This is a genomic window from Acinetobacter sp. (assembly GCF_041919735.1).
Taxonomy (GTDB): domain Bacteria; phylum Pseudomonadota; class Gammaproteobacteria; order Pseudomonadales; family Moraxellaceae; genus Acinetobacter.
The window spans coordinates 21,544-40,413 of record NZ_JAYRTF010000021.1; the positions used below are offsets into that span (position 1 = coordinate 21,544).

17 protein-coding genes are annotated in these 18,870 nt (G+C 45.4%); 9 read left to right on the top strand and 8 right to left on the bottom strand.

All coding sequences use genetic code 11. The annotated features are described in order from the left end of the window. Positions 1 to 21: 21 nt before the first annotated feature. Positions 22 to 1,287 carry a carbohydrate porin gene (locus tag ACE3T3_RS12290; RefSeq protein WP_374667331.1) on the bottom strand — a complete coding sequence of 422 codons (1,266 nt, stop codon included), beginning with the start codon at positions 1,285 to 1,287 and terminating at the stop codon, positions 22 to 24. 373 nt (positions 1,288 to 1,660) lie between these two features. On the opposite strand from ACE3T3_RS12290, the gene mutM reads away from it, so the two are divergent. The 3 genes from mutM (at position 1,661) to ACE3T3_RS12305 (ending at position 3,362) form a co-directional block, all read left to right on the top strand. Continuing rightward, on the top strand, positions 1,661 to 2,497 hold the full coding sequence (gene mutM, locus ACE3T3_RS12295) for a bifunctional DNA-formamidopyrimidine glycosylase/DNA-(apurinic or apyrimidinic site) lyase (RefSeq protein ID WP_374667333.1): 837 nt from the start codon (positions 1,661 to 1,663) through the stop codon (positions 2,495 to 2,497). Between the two features lie 13 nt (positions 2,498 to 2,510). Then, a complete protein-coding gene (locus tag ACE3T3_RS12300) occupies positions 2,511 to 2,789 on the top strand; it encodes a peptidylprolyl isomerase (protein WP_374667335.1) in 279 nt (92 codons plus the stop codon). A gap of 198 nt (positions 2,790 to 2,987) precedes the next feature. After that, positions 2,988 to 3,362, top strand: coding sequence for a hypothetical protein (locus ACE3T3_RS12305; protein WP_374667337.1), 375 nt, complete (start codon positions 2,988 to 2,990; stop codon positions 3,360 to 3,362). Positions 3,363 to 3,400: 38 nt separating this feature from the next. Here the strand turns inward: ACE3T3_RS12305 and mscL are convergent, their stop codons facing one another. The 3 genes from mscL to ACE3T3_RS12320 all read right to left on the bottom strand — a co-directional run bounded on the left by mscL (position 3,401) and on the right by ACE3T3_RS12320 (position 6,219). Continuing rightward, the gene (mscL, locus tag ACE3T3_RS12310) at positions 3,401 to 3,835 is read right to left on the bottom strand and encodes a large conductance mechanosensitive channel protein MscL (protein ID WP_374667339.1); all 435 of its coding nucleotides are present in this window, start codon (positions 3,833 to 3,835) and stop codon (positions 3,401 to 3,403) included. 224 nt (positions 3,836 to 4,059) lie between these two features. Next, positions 4,060 to 5,898 (bottom strand): translational GTPase TypA, encoded by a 1,839-nt coding sequence (gene typA / locus ACE3T3_RS12315; protein ID WP_374667341.1) that lies wholly within the window; start codon positions 5,896 to 5,898, stop codon positions 4,060 to 4,062. Between the two features lie 132 nt (positions 5,899 to 6,030). Continuing rightward, positions 6,031 to 6,219, bottom strand: coding sequence for a hypothetical protein (locus ACE3T3_RS12320; RefSeq protein WP_374667343.1), 189 nt, complete (start codon positions 6,217 to 6,219; stop codon positions 6,031 to 6,033). A gap of 452 nt (positions 6,220 to 6,671) precedes the next feature. On the opposite strand from ACE3T3_RS12320, the gene ACE3T3_RS12325 reads away from it, so the two are divergent. From ACE3T3_RS12325 to ACE3T3_RS12335, 3 genes are all read left to right on the top strand, one after another. Continuing rightward, on the top strand, positions 6,672 to 8,042 hold the full coding sequence (locus tag ACE3T3_RS12325) for a uracil-xanthine permease family protein (RefSeq protein ID WP_374667345.1): 1,371 nt from the start codon (positions 6,672 to 6,674) through the stop codon (positions 8,040 to 8,042). Positions 8,043 to 8,108: 66 nt separating this feature from the next. Beyond that, positions 8,109 to 9,134 carry a methyltransferase gene (locus ACE3T3_RS12330; protein WP_374667347.1) on the top strand — a complete coding sequence of 342 codons (1,026 nt, stop codon included), beginning with the start codon at positions 8,109 to 8,111 and terminating at the stop codon, positions 9,132 to 9,134. Between the two features lie 9 nt (positions 9,135 to 9,143). After that, on the top strand, positions 9,144 to 10,607 hold the full coding sequence (locus ACE3T3_RS12335; RefSeq protein ID WP_374667349.1) for an amino acid permease: 1,464 nt from the start codon (positions 9,144 to 9,146) through the stop codon (positions 10,605 to 10,607). 785 nt (positions 10,608 to 11,392) lie between these two features. Here ACE3T3_RS12335 and omp38 read toward each other — a convergent pair. After that, on the bottom strand, positions 11,393 to 12,442 hold the full coding sequence (gene omp38 / locus ACE3T3_RS12340; protein ID WP_374667351.1) for an outer membrane protein Omp38: 1,050 nt from the start codon (positions 12,440 to 12,442) through the stop codon (positions 11,393 to 11,395). A 378-nt stretch (positions 12,443 to 12,820) separates the two neighbouring features. Between omp38 and ACE3T3_RS12345 the strand changes: the two genes are divergently transcribed. From ACE3T3_RS12345 to ACE3T3_RS12355, 3 genes are all read left to right on the top strand, one after another. Further along, a complete protein-coding gene (locus ACE3T3_RS12345; RefSeq protein ID WP_374667353.1) occupies positions 12,821 to 13,342 on the top strand; it encodes a GspH/FimT family protein in 522 nt (173 codons plus the stop codon). A 110-nt stretch (positions 13,343 to 13,452) separates the two neighbouring features. Continuing rightward, positions 13,453 to 14,628 (top strand): acetyl-CoA C-acyltransferase, encoded by a 1,176-nt coding sequence (locus ACE3T3_RS12350; protein ID WP_374667354.1) that lies wholly within the window; start codon positions 13,453 to 13,455, stop codon positions 14,626 to 14,628. Between the two features lie 207 nt (positions 14,629 to 14,835). Then, complete coding sequence (locus ACE3T3_RS12355) at positions 14,836 to 15,285, top strand: VOC family protein (RefSeq protein WP_374667356.1); 450 nt, start codon at positions 14,836 to 14,838, stop codon at positions 15,283 to 15,285. 137 nt (positions 15,286 to 15,422) lie between these two features. On the opposite strand, the gene ACE3T3_RS12360 is transcribed toward ACE3T3_RS12355, so the two are convergent. The 3 genes from ACE3T3_RS12360 to ACE3T3_RS12370 all read right to left on the bottom strand — a co-directional run bounded on the left by ACE3T3_RS12360 (position 15,423) and on the right by ACE3T3_RS12370 (position 18,830). Next, positions 15,423 to 16,409, bottom strand: coding sequence for a diaminopimelate dehydrogenase (locus ACE3T3_RS12360; protein ID WP_374667357.1), 987 nt, complete (start codon positions 16,407 to 16,409; stop codon positions 15,423 to 15,425). Positions 16,410 to 16,708: 299 nt separating this feature from the next. Continuing rightward, a complete protein-coding gene (locus tag ACE3T3_RS12365; protein WP_374667359.1) occupies positions 16,709 to 17,194 on the bottom strand; it encodes a DUF934 domain-containing protein in 486 nt (161 codons plus the stop codon). Then, a complete protein-coding gene (locus tag ACE3T3_RS12370) occupies positions 17,187 to 18,830 on the bottom strand; it encodes a nitrite/sulfite reductase (protein WP_374667361.1) in 1,644 nt (547 codons plus the stop codon). Before ACE3T3_RS12370 ends, ACE3T3_RS12365 begins: the two co-directional genes overlap by 8 nt. Positions 18,831 to 18,870: the final 40 nt, after the last annotated feature.

Below are 18,870 nucleotides of genomic sequence, written 5' to 3' on the forward strand. Positions count from 1 at the left end.
GACACCTGCTTGCTCAGTTCATTAGAAGATTACTTTAGAGCTTAAACCAATTAAGAAAGCATCATCAACCTTGTTTGTCGCGCCAGGGTTAACCACATATTGTAAATTCGGGCGCAGCATCAGCCATTTAGCCGGGTTGTAGCTGTAATTCAGCTCAATGTTGTATTCCGCATGCGCGTCATATTGCGCTTTGCCTTCAGCAAAACGCTCATTCACATGCACACGGTTCACACCGAAGCCAACATAGTCATTTGGCAGCGCTGCAGACAAGCCGACATATTTCAGGCCGATTTGCTGTGAATTATCCACTTTGTTGGTCACGCGGTCATGCCACGTAAAGTTGGCGAAGCCATGCAGCCCCTGCTTGCCCGCGCCTGCGGAAGTCAGCTGCTGCTCCACGGCCAGCCAGCCGGCAAAAGTGCGGTCTTGCTGCTCGCCTGTTTGAATGTCTTTCTGATTTTTAACATCATCTGCCGTATTGTACATGCCGCCGACACGGTAGCTGCCCGGCAGGCCATTTACCAAGGCTTTAGGCGTCCAAATCATTTCTACAGGAATGGTTACGCCATCGGCATTCTCTGTATCTAAATTCCAGCCATGGCGTTCCAATGCATTTTCAGGGTTGTATTCATACACACCCACCTGTGCAGCCAATTCAGGTGTCGCCTGATATTTCACACGGCCGCCCCATTGCGCCACTGGTGTATTCATCCAGATATTGCCTTGCCATTTGCCCATTTGCGCAGCGCAAAAGGCATTGCTTTGGAAATCACAGCCCATCACGTTAAAGTCCATGCCTAAGCCTAAACGGCCGGCTTTAATGCTGATGCCTTGTTCCTTAAAGTTCTTTTCGATCGACAGTTCTGACAAGCGGCTTTTTTGATTGCCGCGGCCGTAATTCCCCTGCACATTGGCCCACTGCGGCGCAGATGGGTCCTGCAAATCATCTAAAGTCGTGCTTTGGCCTTGGCGCGCAGTCATCACCGCGCGCACTGTCACGCCATCCCAGCCTGCCAATTTTTCCATATCCAGCGCAGTCCCCAGCCAAAGCTGGCTGGCCACGGTGGCGGAATGATCTGGATTTCGTCCGCCAGCTGCAAGATACGCCGCATCGGCAGCAATATTGGCTTCAAATTTCACACCTTGCTGCGCCAATTCAGTCCGCTTGCCGTTCCAATCCCCCAGCATATACTGGCCTTTCAGATCAAACGGCTGTTCGGCCGCTTGTGTTTGGGTGGTAGCGGCCATTAAAAATGCTGGCAATAGGGCAAGATGAATCTTGTTCATGGGAAAAACCTGAATCTGATAACGAAATGCTTTCAATTCAATCAATTGAAATTCAATACATGAATAATTACATAATTATTAAATGTTTTTATCTGCATAATTTTTATCATTCATTAAACTTTTAGTTATCACTCTATAGGTTTTAATAACTTTTATTTCAAAATTTATAATTAATTACTATAACTATCAAAATCTTATAAATATTCTCCTGTAATTTTCAGAAAACCGCCATATGCGCCTAAAAATCTTCGGCAGGCAGATATGACTGCAATTTTTTCCTGTCTTGGCAGCATACGCTGATTGAGCCAGATGACTTGCAATTCACAGCGTTCAGCCCGATATTAAAAGCCATCATCACAGTATTGCTCACCGAATGCCTGAATTACCAGAAGTCGAAACCACCAAAACCAGTTTAATGCCCTTGCTCAATCAGGCGGTAAAGCATGTTGAAGTGCGTCAGTCTAGTCTGCGCTGGCCAATTCCAAATGATCTGCAAAAACTTGCCGGCCAACGTCTGGTCAAATTAACACGCCGCTCTAAATATATTTTGGCAGAGTTTGAACAAGACACCATGCTTTGGCATTTAGGCATGTCAGGCAGTTTCCGTTTGTGCGAAGCGCATGAGGAGCTTCGCAAACATGACCATTTAATTATTCAATTTGAAGATATACAGCTGCGTTACCATGATCCGCGGCGTTTTGGCTGCATCTTATGGCTGGATACATACTCACAAACTAAACTGATCGATACGCTTGGCCCAGAACCTCTAAGTGATACCTTCACTGCCGCGTATTTAATACAAAAACTGAAAAATAAAAATACAGCCATTAAAGTCGCCATAATGGATAATCATATTGTCGTAGGCGTAGGCAATATTTACGCGACAGAAAGCTTATTCAATTTAGGTATTCATCCTGCACAGCCAGCCAAAGATTTAAATCCAGCACAAGTAGAAAAGCTGGTCATTGAAATCAAACGTATTTTAAAACAAGCGATTGATTTAGGCGGTTCAACGCTGCGTGATTACTCAAATGCCATGGGTGAAAATGGTTATTTTCAACAAACCTTACTCGCCTACGGCCGTGCCGGTGAAATGTGCATCAACTGTGAAACTGCCTTAGAGAATATTAAACTGGGGCAACGTGCTTCAGTGTTTTGTCCTGAGTGTCAGCCCTTAAAAAAGTTAAAATCAAACAGCAAAAAGTTTTAAAAGGTCAGAAAGCATGAAATCCGCAATCGTCCGTCATATTTTAGTGAAAGACAAAGAGCTGTGCGAACAGCTGAAAAAGAAAATTAAAGGCGGCGCTGACTTTGCAAAAATCGCCAAGCAGCATTCAACTTGCCCTTCGGGCAAAAAAGGCGGCGAACTCGGCGAAATTAAAAAAGGCCAGCTAGTCGGCCCGATTGATAAGGCGGTTTTTACCCTGCCTGAACGTGAACTGCATGGCCCCATCAAAAGCCAATTCGGTTGGCATTTATTGGAAATTAAGTTTCGGATGTAACATGGCACTCACGCTGAACATGCGATAACGGGTATCTCTTGAATATGTGCTTTTCATATTAAAGCACATAATCCCAGTATTTTTTTCAATCGTTCAGAACATTGGCTGGTCGTTTCCAATCATATAATATAAATCATGGCGACCAGATATTCTTGCTGTAAATCAACCCTGTTTAATAATAAATAAAAGGACATTCCATTGGGCTATTACAATTATTTTCGTCTCGGCACTGTCGATACAACAGATTTTACGATCATTCGAGGTGAACAAAAGCATGCACTTATTCAAGCATTATATGATGATCAAGAGATGAACCCTCATGGTGAAGTCCAGTTGGCACTGGATTTAGATGGGGATCGTAACGATGAATCAAAATGGTATGATGCGATACAACAGATTAGCAAATTATCTAAAAATCACCCTTTGGTCTTATTTATATTAGGTCAACAAGCCTGCGCACCCGAATCACCTGAAGAAGAAGCTGAAGTCTTTACAGGCATTCGAAATGGCATTGTTTTTTCGACATCAGAACCTAAGTTTATGAAAATGACGCCTCAACAAAATTCAGAATAAAAAACGGCGCATCAAGCGCCGTTCTATGAATGCATGAATTAACCTTTACGTTTCAACTCATCACGAATTTCACGAAGCAATTCAATATCTTCTGGCGTAGCTGCTGGCGCTTCAGGCTCCGCAGGCTGCTGACGGCGCATTTTATTCATCACTTTCACCAGCAAGAATACCACCCATGCCAATAACAGGAAGTTAATTAAAATGGTCAGGAAGCTACCATAAGCTAAGACGTTCAAACCTGCATCTTGCGCCGCTTTTAAGGTCGTTACATTATTCGGGTTGTCGCCCAATACCAAGAACCAATTGGAATAATCAACGTCACCGCCTAAAATCCACGAGATAAAAGGCATGATGATGTCTTTCACCATTGAGTCAATAATTTTACCGAACGCACCGCCGATGATCACACCGACAGCCAAGTCCATCACATTGCCTTTTACGGCAAATTCTTTAAATTCTTGAATAATACTCATCTAAATCTCCAGCGAATGTTCGTAACTATATTGTTTATTAAAATATTTTGGTGATATACATCACAAATTATAATATATAAGCATCATTAATTCCTTGTAATTTACTCAGAAATCATCTGCTTTTATACATCGCTTTGCTAATTTGAAACAAAAAAAATGTCATCAATCACTTGATGACATTTTTAAATGATGTTGCCCCATCAGGAGCAACAGCATGTTCAATCTTATTTACCAGAACGGTTACGTTTACGTTCGTTCTCAGTCAAGTAACGCTTACGGATACGGATTGATTTCGGTGTTACTTCAACTAGCTCATCATCTTCAATGAATTCAAGCGCTTGTTCAAGCGTAAATTCGATGTTAGGCACTAGCGTCAACGCATCATCCGTACCAGAAGCACGTACGTTAGTTAACTGTTTCGCTTTAGTCGGGTTCACAGTCATGTCGTCTGAACGTGAGTTAATACCTACGATCATGCCTTCATAAACTTCCAGCTGCGGTTTAGCGAATAGACGGCCGCGGTCTTGAAGCGTGAACAGTGCATAGCCCAAGCAAGTGCCTTGAACCATAGAAATCAGCACACCGTTTTGACGTTTCGCTACAGTGCCTTGTTTCATCGGACCGTAGTGCGAGAAGCTTGAAGTCATGATGCCTGTACCAGAAGTCATCGTCATGAATTCAGAACGGAAACCAATCAAGCCGCGTGAAGGAACAGTTGCTTCAATACGGATACGGCCTTTGCCGTCAACTTCCATATTGGTCATTTCGCCTTTACGGTGGCCCATTTGTTCCATTACCGCACCTTGGTGCTGATCTTCAACGTCAAAAGTAACGTTTTCGTATGGTTCTTGCATTTCGCCGTCAATCTCTTTCAAGATTACTTGCGGACGAGATACACCCATCTCGAAGCCTTCACGGCGCATGTTTTCAATCAATACTGAAAGGTGAAGCTCACCGCGGCCTGATACTTTGAAACGGTCAGGACTGTCAGTATCTTCAACACGAAGCGCTACGTTGTGGATCAATTCGCGGTCAAGACGTTCACGGATGTTGCGTGAAGTTACGAATTTACCTTCTTTACCCGCAAACGGCGAGTTGTTGACTTGGAAAGTCATCGACACTGTCGGTTCATCGACAGACAATGGCGGTAACGCTTCAACTGCTTTTGGATCGCAAATTGTGTCAGAGATATGAAGTTCCTCCATACCAGTTACACAAACGATGTCACCTGCAGATGCTGAATCAATATCAATACGCTCAAGACCATGGTAACCCATGATTTTTAAGATACGGCCGTTACGTGTTTTACCTTCTTTATCGATGACAGTCACAGGTGTGTTCAACTTAACAGAACCGCGCTGAATGCGGCCTACACCGATTACGCCAACGAAGCTGTTATAGTCAAGTGAAGACACTTGCATTTGGAATGGACCATCAACGTCAACTGCTGGCGGTTCAACGATATCCACGATTGTTTGGAACAATGGTGTCATGTCTTCAGCCAATTCTTCTGGAGATGGACCAGCCACACCGCGAAGGCCTGAAGCATAAACGACTGGGAAGTCTAACTGTTCGTCAGTACCGCCAAGGTTGTCGAAAAGATCGAATACTTGATCGATAACCCAGTCAGGACGCGCGTTCGGCTTGTCGACTTTGTTGATGATCACGATTGGCTTCAAACCGCGCGCGAACGCTTTTTGCGTTACGAAACGAGTTTGCGGCATAGGGCCTTCTTGTGAGTCAACCAGAAGCAGTACGCAGTCAACCATCGACATTACACGTTCAACTTCACCGCCGAAGTCGGCGTGTCCCGGGGTGTCCACGATGTTGATACGGTATTCAGTATCAGTACGCTTATCTAACCATTTGATTGCAGTGTTTTTTGCAAGAATGGTAATACCGCGTTCGCTTTCAATAGCGCCTGAATCCATAACACGCTCGATCTCACCCGCGCGTTCACCCAAAGCACCTGATTGTTGTAAAAGTTTGTCGACTAGAGTCGTTTTACCATGGTCGACGTGCGCGATGATGGCAATATTACGGAGAGTTTTAATATCTGACATGTAAATTCGATACGCTTTAAATTTGAGGGCAAATTATACAGAAAAATACTAAGTTTTTATAGTGACACTTTATTGACAATATCGATTTTTTTTCTTAGTCCTCAAAAACCTGATGATTATTATCATTTCAGCTCATTTTATTTTGTTTTTTAGCGCCCTCAGCTGCTCTTTAAAATGACCCACACCCTCAAAAAGAAGCGTTAAATACGGCTGTTCCGGCAGCAATGATGAAAATCTGCATCTGGAAAGTTCAGGCCAGAGTGCCTTTATGCTCAAATACATCCCGCTTGCAGCAAAATTCATCCGCTTCAGTTTGCGCATCCCCAATCATCTGAATGCTGCGGGTGCAGACACCTTCAAAGCTTTCGACTGGCTAATTTTTCAGCTGCCCAAAAGAGCGAGATGGGTAAATTTGCACATTTTTCATCCTGAAGTGTGAAGAGTTAAAAGGCTCCCTCTTAAAATCAGCGCAATTTATTTTACGCTGCGCATTTCTATGCACGCATGAACACTCCCTTCCCCCCAAATAAAAATAACTGCGCACTTGCGGATGGATTGATATTCTTGATCAAGTGAATCTCAATGGTGTAAAAAATATATAAATCATAACAATAGGAAAATTCTCAAGCACAAAAGCAATCTGCGTTCAACATTATAATGCGCCAGATTCAGCACTATATCCGTCTGTTTTCTCCCAGATCTTCGGTAATTAATTTTGTAAAGCTGTGTAATCAGATTAGAATAGCGCCACCTTGCCTTATTTTGCTTTGAACATGTCTGATTTAGATCAATCTCCCTCCCCCAAAGATCAACTTGATTTAGTCTATGAACTGAATGACCGACCGAAACCTTTAATTGCATTTCTCGCGGCCTTTCAGCATTTGCTGGCCATCATTGTGCCGATTGTCACGCCGGGCTTGCTGATCTGTTTAGCCTTGGGCGTTTCCAAAGAAGACACCAACATGATTTTATCCATGTCATTGGTGATCTCGGGTATCGCAACCTTTCTGCAATGTAAAAAAGTCGGCCCATTTGGCGCAGGTCTGCTGATTGTTCAAGGCACCAGCTTCAACTTTATCGGCCCCATCATTGGTATTGGTTCCGCTATGGTTGCAGCAGGTACGCCTGTAGAGGCTGTCATGGCTTCGATTTTTGGTGTGGTGATTGCCGGTTCATTTATTGAAATGGGTGTTTCGCGCATTCTGCCGTGGGTGAAAAAGCTGATTACCCCGCTGGTCACTGGCATCGTGGTGCTGCTGATTGGCCTGACGCTAATTAAAGAAGGCTTAATCAGCATGGGCGGCGGCTATCAGGCCATGGGCGATAAAACCTTTGCCAATGCCGACAACCTGATTATGTCATGCACGGTGTTAGCGCTGATTATCATCCTCAACCGTGTCCGCATTACTTGGGTAAAAAGCTCTGCAATCTTAATTGCCCTGCTTGCGGGCTATGCGCTCGCAGGCTTTATGGGCCACTTGGATTTTTCCGGCTTAAAAGATGCACCGCTGGTGCAAATTCCAACACCGATGCATTTTGGCTTAAGCTTCTCTTGGAGCTTATTCATCCCGATGGCATTCATCTACCTGGTGACGTCTTTGGAAGCGATTGGCGACATTACCGCAACCTCTAAGCTGTCCAATCAGCCTGTAGACGGCCCTGAGTGGATGCAGCGCATTAAAGGCGGTGTTTTGGTGAATGGCGCCAACTCTTTGCTTGCCGGTATTTTCAACACCTTCCCAAGCTCTGTATTTGCGCAAAATAATGGTGTGATTCAATTGACAGGCGTAGCCAGCCGCTATGTCGGCATTTGGATTGCTGCGCTGTTAGTGATTTTAGGCCTGCTGCCTGCCGTTGCTGGCGTCATTCAAGCGGTGCCGCAAGCCGTACTCGGCGGCGCTGTGATGGTGATGTTTGGCGCTGTTGCGGCATCCGGCATTAACATTCTGTCCGGCATTCTTTTAGACCGCCGCGCTTTGCTGATTATTGCCATTTCTTTGGCTTTGGGATTGGGCGTTGCGCAAGTGCCGCAAATCCTTGAACATCTGCCTGAACTGTTCCGCAATATTTTCAGTTCTGGCGTAGCGACAGGCGGCATTGCAGCCTTGCTTTTAAATATCATTCTTCCTGAAACGAAGAAATAATTTCATTTCAGTATGTACGCTGCCCAGCCTTGCCTGGGCTTCGTTTTTACTTAGGAGTAATGAACTATGGATCCAAGAAGTGAAGTTGTTCTTCGGCAGCAGGACTATCTCAAAGGCAATGTGCTGCTGATCAACGCGCCTTGCGATGAGCTGCACAGCCAAATGCCTGAAGCGGTCAATGCGCAATTCTGGACCTGGAATTATAACGAATTCCTGTATTTCCAGAACCTGCAGGCCAATATCCATTTCGGCACAGGCTTGCCTGACGCAGATTTTGATCAGGCAGTCATCTTTGTGCCGAAGTCTAAAGAACTGCTGAATTATGTGCTGCACAATGTGCTGAGCCGTTTAAAAACAGGTTCATCGGTGTTTCTGGTCGGTGAGAAAAAAGGCGGCGTCGAACGCGCGGCCAAACAGCTGCAGCCTTATGGCAGCGCTATTAAACTGGACAGCGCGCGCCATTGCCAAATGTGGCAGCTGACCAGCAATGTCTGCCCTGAACAGCGCACACTGCAAAGCTGGGTGCAGGAATATTCAATTGAAACACCAAACGGCAGCCTCAGCATTTGCGCCCTGCCGGGCGTATTCAGCCAGAGCAAACTGGATGTCGGCACGGCTGTGCTGCTGCCGTATTTATCGCACGTCACATCCGGCAAAATTGCTGATTTTGGCTGCGGTGCGGGGGTCATCAGCGCTTATTTGGCCAAGCTGAATCCTAAAAACCGGATTTTCGCCTTAGATGTGGATGCTTTTGCTTTGGCTTCTACACAGCTGACTTTTGATAAAAATAACCTTTTGCCAGAACAGCTTGAGATCAAAGCTGTCAGCGGCATTGAAGACGCTCCGCTGTTCTTGCATGCCATAGTCAGCAATCCCCCATTCCATCAAGGCATCTATACCGATTACAATGCCAGTGAAAATTTGTGCAAGACCTCGCGGCGCCATTTAAAATCAGGCGGTGAATTATGGATTGTTGCAAACCGTTTTTTAAATTATCCCGTTTTAATTGAGCAAAGTTTTGGTCAGTGCATCACAAAGGCTGATCAGCAAGGCTTCAAAGTGCTCTTCGCCAGCACTCAAAAAAAATCTTAAGGAACAACGATGAGCGAAACCACTCAACCGGAGCACCTGCAGCGCAAGCTCGGCGCCCGCCATCTGAATATGATCGCAATCGGCGGTTCTATCGGTACCGGCCTCTTTCTGGCCTCAGGCGCAACCATTGCCAATGCGGGTCCAGGCGGCGCTTTATTGGCATACTGCTTAATTGGCGTGATGATTTACTTCCTCATGACCAGCCTTGGCGAACTCGCAACGCATAACCCGACGTCCGGCGCATTCTTTACCTACGGCACCAAATATGTCGAAGGCGGCTTCGGTTTCGCGCTGGGCTGGAACTACTGGTACAACTGGGCCATTACCGTCGCCTTTGAATTGGTCGCCGTCCAGTTCATCATGAAGTTTTGGTTCCCCGATATTCCAGGCTTCTACTGGAGCGCCCTCTTCCTTGCGGTCGTCTTTGGCATTAATGCGCTGTCCGTCAGGGGCTTTGGTGAAAGTGAGTTTTTCTTCTCGCTCGTTAAAGTGCTGGCCATCATCATCTTTATTGCCATCGGCATCTTTATGATTGTCAAGATCATGATGACGCCGGGTACCGAAGTGTTTGCGAACTGGACCAAAGGCGAGGCGCCTTTTGTGGGCGGCCTGTCTGCCTTGATCGGCGTGGCGATGATTGCCGGTTTCTCTTTCCAAGGCACGGAAATGGTCGGTGTGGCTGCGGGTGAATCCAAAGATCCGCAAAAGACCATTCCGATCGCCATCAAGCAGATTTTCTGGCGCATCCTTTTGTTCTATGTGGTGTGTATTTTCATCATCGGCACACTGATTTCCTATGATGATCCGCGCTTATTGCAAGCGGCATCCAGTGAAAATATCGCGCTGTCTCCATTTACGCTGCTATATGAAAAAGCAGGTTTTGCTTTTGCTGCCGGTGTAATGAATGCGGTCATCTTGACGGCCATTTTGTCTGCAGGAAACTCAGGCATGTATTCATCTACCCGCATGCTGTTCAATATGGCGAGAAATGGCAGCGCGCCGAAATTCTTCTCTAAATTGGATGCACGCGGCGTTCCAATGAATGCGCTCTATGCCACCACCGCCATTGCAGCGCTGTGCTTCTTAACTACTTTCATCGGCGAACAAGTGGTGTTCAACTGGCTGCTCAACATGTCGGGCATGTGCGGCTTCATCGTCTGGCTCGGAATCGCGGTATCGCATTACCGCTTCCGCAAAGGCTATATCGCGCAAGGCTACAAGATTGAAAATCTTGCTTACCGTGCGAAATTCTTCCCTTTTGCGCCATGGTTTGCCTTTATTCTCTGCTCAATTGTAGTGTTGGGTCAAAACTATCAGGCAGTTCTGGACGGTGATTTCTTGGCCGTATTGTCGACCTATATCGGCATTTTCTTATTTTTGGCCATTTGGCTCGGCTATAAATGGAAATACAAAACCAAACTGGTATCGTATCAGGACATGGATGTTCAGCCGATGAACCCAAACCGTGACTGAATGAAACCAATATAAAAAACAGCCTCCGGGCTGTTTTTTTATTTTTCACTTCAATACCCAATTGATGCATATGCTATTTAGATGCTTGGATTGAAAGCTTCAGCTTAATTCAACTGTTTCAATTCAATCAATACAAAGCTAGCCATATCATATTCTGCAGATAAAAAGCGATTCACAGCAGAAAATTTTAAAGCCGTTCATGACAATTGCCAAAGCTTGACAGTACATCCTGTCTAACTCACACTACTGCAAATGATATGATGGGGATCAATCTTAAATCGGCCAAAAGCATACTTCCTTCCGGCTCATCTATCCCATATACACAGAACGATTACTCTCACCAGCAAGGTCCTAAAATAGCCTCATAAAATTGACTGCCTGTGTTTTTTTGATGCTTGATAAGATCAAGCCAAAATGGACAGTTACAGAATCGGCAATACATCCGTCTGAAAGCAAAGATTTTTTCCTTGCAGATGTAAACCTTAATCACGACAGAATAGATTTCAAATCCTGCTTGAGCCTATTTCCTGCATTAGATTTACAAGCTTGCTTAAAACCGCTTGGCCTCCCAATGCAATGCAAAAAAGCTGAACAATCATTTAGTCTATGAAAAATTTGCAATCATGTCCCAAGCGGATTCACTATCCGCTAATAGCCAACGATAATTTTTCCAATAAATGCCTAAAACATGATCTAAATCAAACTTAATCCCAGCCTGCCGGATAAAAAAATCCATAAAAAAAGCAACCTTGCGGCTGCTTTTTTTAGATCAGTTCAATAATAAATTATTGAGCTTGTTGACCTTCTACAACAACTGTACGGCTGCCAGAAATAGTCGCGAATACACGACGGTTCATAGCACGGCCTTCTTTAGTGTTGTTGTCAGCAATCGGTTGATCCCAAGCGAAACCTTGAGTAGACAAACGAGCTGGATCTACATTGTATTCATTTACAAGTGAAGATTTAACAGAGTTAGCACGAGCCAATGATAAACGTTCGTTCAATGCACGTGGACCAGTGTTATCTGTGTGGCCTTCGATGCGAGCAGTAGCGTTTGGATATTCAACTAACTTCTCAGCAACTTTAGCAATTTCTGGCTTGTATTGATCTTTGATGTTTGATTTGTTTGTATCAAAGAACACACGAAGTTCCATGTTCAGGTCTTCAGTCAACTCTTGTGGAGCTGGAGCTACAGGAGCTGGAGCTACAGGAGCAACTTCAACAACTGGAGCAGCTGGTTTCAAGTGACCGCCAAGAACTACGTTAAGGCCTGCAAGCGCAGTATAGTTCCAGAAATCTTCGTCGATGTTGTAAGTCGCGCGAGCTTCAGTACGTAGAGACAAAGCATCGTTTAAGCGCCAGAAAGCACCGATACCAGCGTTACCCAAAGTACCTTCTTCGTCATAACCGCGAGCATCACGACCAGCTAAAGAATCCAATTCATATTTGTAGTGACCAGCACCTAACAATACATATGGCTTGATTTTGCTGTCATAGTTTTTAGTGATCAAATCAGAAGTAGCATAGAAGTTACCGTTGATTTGAGTTTGTTTATAGTCAGCACTGCCACCACCAACAAGATCAGAATCACCTTTTACTTGGTTGTATTCCGCTTCAAAGCCTAACCATGGAGTTAATTCCACACCAAGCGCAGCGCCAACGAATAAATCGTCTTGAAGCTCTTGACCGCCGTTCGTTAAGTTACCGCGGCTGTTGTTGTGCTGAGTGTCTTGGAAAGTGTAACCAAGCATTAATGGAGTAACAGTTACGCCTGCGTTTGCAGCAGCTAAAGGAGCTGCTACGAGCATTGCCAATGCAATACGACTCATTTTCATGGATTTATCCTCCAGAGATAAAAATTGTTGTTCAAGCTTAAGCCTAAATTTGGCTATCCTGAGATAGGCTTTCTAAATACCCCAGTTTTATTTTTAAGCTATTCACGCTGAATCATACAAACACTTTTTTATTTTTCCAAGTGCTTGATTAATTTAATCAAGTAAATTATTGACAAAATTACTTACAATTTCCGTTGTAATTCGGTAATTTTTTACTCAATTTATTCTTGCGAATAGCCTATTGTCACTTGCCCTTATTTTAGCAGTTTTATCAAAACTTGAGTAATAAAATTAACTGCATGGCTTAAGAACGCATTAAAACAATTAACTAATATCACGATTCTTATAAAAACAATATATAACAATAGGTTTAATCTTATGCTTTTTCATATAAAAAATGGCTTTACACTGATTGAGCTCATCGCTGTCATTTTGATCATTGCCATTCTTGCCGTATTTGCCGTTCCCTCTTTTCAGCAATACATGGCTAAACAAGAAGTTATGCAAACTATGGCCAAGCTTGGCCACGCCAATCAATCCGCTAAAAACTCAGCGTTATTGCATCATGCCAATATTGTCATTTGCCCCAGCAGCAGCTTGAGCCAATGTCAATCTTCTCAGTGGAGCCGCGGCTTCATTGTATTTATCGATCTTAATAAAAACCGTACCGTTGATGCGGGTGAGAAGATTCTGCAAACGGAGCGTTTAGACCTGCAATACGGCACGCTGGATTGGAAAGGCACGCTCAGCATTCCCAGCTTGACCTTTCAAGCCTCAACCGGTTTGCCGAACGGCTCCAACGGCGGTTTCTATTATTGCTCGCTCACTGACCAGCCGCATCAAAAGCTGAATCTAAGCCGCATGGGGCATCTGCGCCTCGAAAAGATCAGCGCATGCTAGAACTCATGGGTTTTATTACTTGACACTTATGCGCTTTATTCCTCATTTTTTTTCAATATACTGCTCAGGCTAGGATATTTTTTAATTAAAAAAATTGTGGAGAAAGGACTATGACCGACATCGTAATTGTAAATGGCGCACGCACCGCAATGGGCGGATTCCAAGGCAGCCTTGCAGGCTTAACGGCACCGGAGCTGGGTGCAGCCGCCATCAAAGAAGCCATTTCGCGTTCAGGCTTGCAGCCTTCCGATGTCGAAGAAGTCATTATGGGCTGTGTGCTTCCAGCTGGCTTAAAGCAAGGTCCGGCGCGCCAAGCCATGCGTCAGGCAGGCCTGCCAGATTCGACTGGCGCAGTCACCATCAACAAGCTTTGCGGCTCAGGCATGAAGGCAGTAATGCAGGCGGCGGATATGATCAAAGCAGGCTCTGCGCACGTTGCCATTGCCGGCGGCATGGAGTCAATGACCAATGCGCCTTATGTATTAACCAAAGCACGCGCGGGCTACCGCATGGGCCATGGCGATGTGAAAGACCACATGTTCCTGGATGGCCTTGAAGATGCTGAAACAGGCCGCCTGATGGGTTCTTTTGCGCAAGATATGGCCAATACCAAAGACTATACCCGGGAGCAAATGGATAACTTTGCGATCCGTTCCCTGAAGCGCGCGCAAACTGCGATTACTGAAGGCTACTTTGCTGATGAAATTGTGCCTGTTACTGTTTCAAGCCGCAAAGGCGATGTGGTTGTCGATAAAGATGAACAGCCGTTTAACGCCAACATCGACAAAATTCCGACGCTGCGTCCTGCCTTTGCCAAAGACGGCACCATTACAGCAGCCAATGCCAGCTCCATTTCTGACGGCGCATCGGCTTTGGTTTTAACCTCTGCTGAGCATGCGGCAGCCAAAGGCTTAGCGCCTTTAGCGAAAATTGTGGCTTATGCTTCAAACTCGCAGCATCCTTCAGAATTCACCATTGCTCCAGTGGGCGCAATCCAAAAAGTGCTGAATCAAACTGGCTGGAACGCGCAAGATGTCGACCTTTGGGAAATCAACGAAGCCTTTGCGATGGTCACCATGTGTCCAATGGATGAATTCAAGCTGGATGCAGAAAAAGTCAACATCAATGGCGGCGCTTGCGCATTGGGCCATCCTGTAGGTTCGACCGGTTCACGCATTATCCTGACCCTGATCCATGCGCTGAAACGCACTGGCGGCAAACGCGGTATCGCGGCGCTGTGCATCGGCGGCGGTGAAGCGACTGCTGTAGCGGTTGAATTGCTTTAATGCTTTGCAATCCCCCTTACCGAAGGGAGATTTAGAGGGGTTATTCTTAAATCCTCCCCCAGCCCCTCCTTGAATAAAGGAGGGAGACTGAAAATCCCTCTGTTGAGGGATTTTTTATGCTTACATTTTTTAATAGATGCATCATTTAAAGTTCAGAAAAGCGCTATAAAATTAAAAATGAATCAATAAAAAAAATGGACAATCACCATGCAGCTCAATCATTATCTGAATTTTAAAGGCGATACCGAAGCTGCCTTCCGCTTTTATCAATCGGTATTTGGCGGAGAATTTTTAGCATTGATGCGCTATGGCGACATGCCTGCTCAAGAAGGCGGTGCGCTATCCGATGCAGACAAGCAGAAGATTATGCATATCTCCCTGCCGATCAATGAATGCACCATCCTCATGGCCTCTGATGTGAGTGAGCAATTCTGCGCGCAGACCAACCGCCCCTTTACTGCCGGCAATAATCATTATATTTCCATTAACTTAGACCCGAGTGAACAACATCAGGCCCAAACACTGTTTGATGCGCTGTCGAAAGGCGGCTCAATAAAAATGCCGCTGGATAAAACCTTCTGGGGCGCGCTGTACGGCGCTTTTACAGATCAATTCGGCATTCAATGGATGATCAACTGCCAGCTGGAAACTGAATAAAGCCAGCCTGCATAAGAGATTTTCAAGGTGTTTCCCTGAAATGATTATCAGGCAGCAATAAAGACCGCAATCGGCACTGCACAATTAAAAAAACCTCTAATCCTAGAAGCATTAGAGGTTTTTCAATTTCAAGCCGCTTAGAGCAATTCTTTGCGCAGCTGTTCAGGCGTTTTCATTGAAAGCAAGGCTGGCGCCACATCCAATGCAGTTTTTGCACCATACTGCTGCATCTGATTTAAACGGTAACATGCGCGGGCATATGCCACCAATACACTTGCCGTAAATTCGGGGTTGCTGTCCAGCTTCAAAGAAAATTCAAGCACTTGATTTTGCTCATCGCTTGTATTGCCGCTGCGGATCACAAAACCGCCATGCGGCATTTTTTGATGATCTCTTTTCAGGGTTTCTTCATCAATAAAGTTTACCGTCGTATTATAGTCAGCAAAATAATCAGGCATGGTCACAATTGTTTGCTCAACAAGAGCCGCATCTGCCCCCTCTTCAAGCACAACATGACATTCACGATGATGTTTATCTTTAGTGCTTAATTCAGGGCGTTTTCCGCTGCGCACCTGCTCAATCGCATCCGTCGAGGGAATGGTATATTGAACACCTGCTTTGACGCCATTAACACGGCGGATTGCATCAGAATGGCCTTGGCTTAAGCCTTTGCCCCAAAAAGTATACGTTTCACCATCAGGCAGCAAGGCTTCGCCAAAAAGGCGGTTGATTGAAAATATGCCTGGATCCCAGCCAATTGAGATCATTGCTGTTTTTTTATTGGCCAATGCAGGCGCATCCACAGCTGCATAATATTCAGGAATACGCGCATGCGTATCAAAACTGTCTACGGTATTAAAGTGAGCCGCTAAACTCGGGCCTTGCTGAGGCAAGTCATCTTTCGAGCCGCCGCATAAAATCAGCACATCAATTTTGTCACGGAAATCCTGCAGCGAATCCATGCTATACACTGGCGTTGTAGCAAAACAAGGAGAAACAGTGCTTGGCGGGCGGCGGCTGAAAATGCCAACCAGTTCCATATCTGGATTTTTTTGAACCGCAGTTTCAACGCCACGGCCAAGATTGCCATAGCCGGCGATGCCGATACGAATAGAATTTTGCATAAATATAATGTCACACAACTATAAAAAAATAAGTAAAATCATGACTTCACAGCAGTCACGGGCTGAATCTGCCTTTTACCGTATAATAATCTACCAAATTAATCCGTTAAAAAAACATATATCGATAAATAAGGCTTTTTTTAAACGTAAGGATTCAGCAAAGCTGCTTTCAACAACCTAAACACCTAAATTGCACATGCGCCATCAGCGGATGGCGTGGCCACGACATAAATAGGCCGCCGCTGAATCTAAAATAAAAAACCCGCTTTAAGCGGGTTTTTCATGCAATCCGGCCTAATTTAAGCGCCGGTTTGATAATGCGCTTTAGGCACAGCAGTCGAAGCTTGGTAAGGATGAGTAAAATCGCCTAAACCTGCCGCAGCTTCCTGAATATCCTTGCCTTCTTTCACGACAAAAGAGTCAAAGCCTGCGCGCTTCATGTAGTTCAAGACATCTTTGAATACATCGCCTGTTGCGCGGAGTTCGCCTTGAAAACCTTGACGGCGCAGCAACGCAGCAAATGAATAGCCGCGGCCATCATTAAAGCCCGCAAAATCAATAAAGATAGAATCCAGCTGATCCAGCGGAAATTCATGAATTTCCGGTGAAGCGTCAACGGTAACCAGCAAGGCTTTTTTACCCGAAACCTGCGGCAATTGATCCAGCTGTTCAGCGGTCAAAACCACATCGCCTTGCGGCAGCGCGCCATCTTCAGCAATCAGCTGATAGGTATTGTCGGCAACAGAGCCATCTTTAGAGAGGACTTGAAGTGCTGGATTAAGCATATGCACGCTCCTTAAATGGCTGAATGCCGACACGGCGGTAAGTTTCAATGAACTCTTCGCCTTCTGTGCGCAAATCTAAATAGGTATTTAAAATTTCATCAATGATGTCTGGAACGGCATCAGCGGCGAATGATGGCCCAAGAATATCACCAATGGATGCATCATGGTCTGCGTTGCCGCCCAAGGTGATTTGGTAGAATTCAGCGCCTTTTTTGTCCACACCCAAAATGCCGATGTTGCCGACATGGTGATGGCCGCAGGCATTCATGCAGCCTGAAATATTCAGGTCAATATGGCCCAGGTTATATACTGTATCCAGATCATCAAAACGGCGTGAAATCGCTTCAGAAATCGGAATCGATTTCGCATTCGCCAATGAACAGAAGTCACCGCCCGGGCAGCAAATAATATCGGTAATAAAGCCGATATGCGCGCGCGCAAGGTTATGCTGATCTAAGGTTTTCCACAGTTCAAACAAGTCTTTTTGCGGCACATCCACTAAAGAAATGTTCTGTTCATGCGTGGTGCGCAATTCGCCAAAAGTGTATCGGTCTGCCAGATCCGCAATCAGCTTCATTTCCTCAACAGACATATCGCCCGGCGCAATGCCTGCGCGCTTCAAAGAAATGGTTACGATACGGTAGCCTTTGACTTTGTGCGCATTGGTATTGATATTGAACCATTGCTTGAATTTCGGCTCAGCTGCGAACTGTGCAGAAAAGTCTTCATCCGCATGGTCTTGATAGTCAAATGGCGTGAAGTTCTCATCCATTTTCTTCAAGGTATCGGCATCAATTTTTAAAGTTTTGATGGTATGCGCAAATTCAGCTTCAACTTTTTCTGCAAATACCGCTGGCGTTAGCGCTTTCACTAAAATTTTAATACGTGCTTTGTATTTGTTGTCGCGGCGGCCATGCAAGTTATAGACGCGCAGCACCGCTTCTAAATAAGCAATTAGATCTTCACGCGGCAGGAATTCACGGATAAAGCTGCCAATCACCGGAGTACGGCCTAAACCGCCGCCGACTTTGATCTTATAGCCCATTTCCCCGGCTTCATTGCGCACGATGTAAACACCTATGTCGTGGAATGACGTTGCTGCGCGGTCGATTTCTTCCAATGCGGATACTGCAATTTTGAATTTACGCGGCAAGAAAGCGAATTCTGGATGGAAGGTTGACCACTGGCGGATCAGCTCACAAGTAGGACGCGGGTCAGCCACTTCACCTGCAACCACACCGGCATACTGGTCGGTTGTCGTGTTGCGGATACAGTTGCCTGAAGTTTGAATCGCATGCATTTGCACGGAAGCAAGCTCTTGCAGCATGTCCGGTACATTTTCCAGTGCAGGCCAGTTAAACTGAATGTTTTGACGTGTTGATACGTGCGCATAGCCGCGGTCAAATTCTTGCGCCAAATCCGCAATTTTACGCAGCTGCTTGGAATTCATCAGGCCATAAGGCACTGCAATACGCAGCATCGGCGCATAGCGCTGAACATATAAACCATTTTGAAGACGCAGCGGACGGTATTCATCTTCCGTCAATTTGCCTGCTAAATAACGTTCCGTTTGATCGCGGAACTGTGCAACACGTTCATTAACCAGTTGCTGGTCAAAATCAGTATATAAATACATGGCGTACAGCTAGTCATTTCCATTATAACGGCGCACAGCA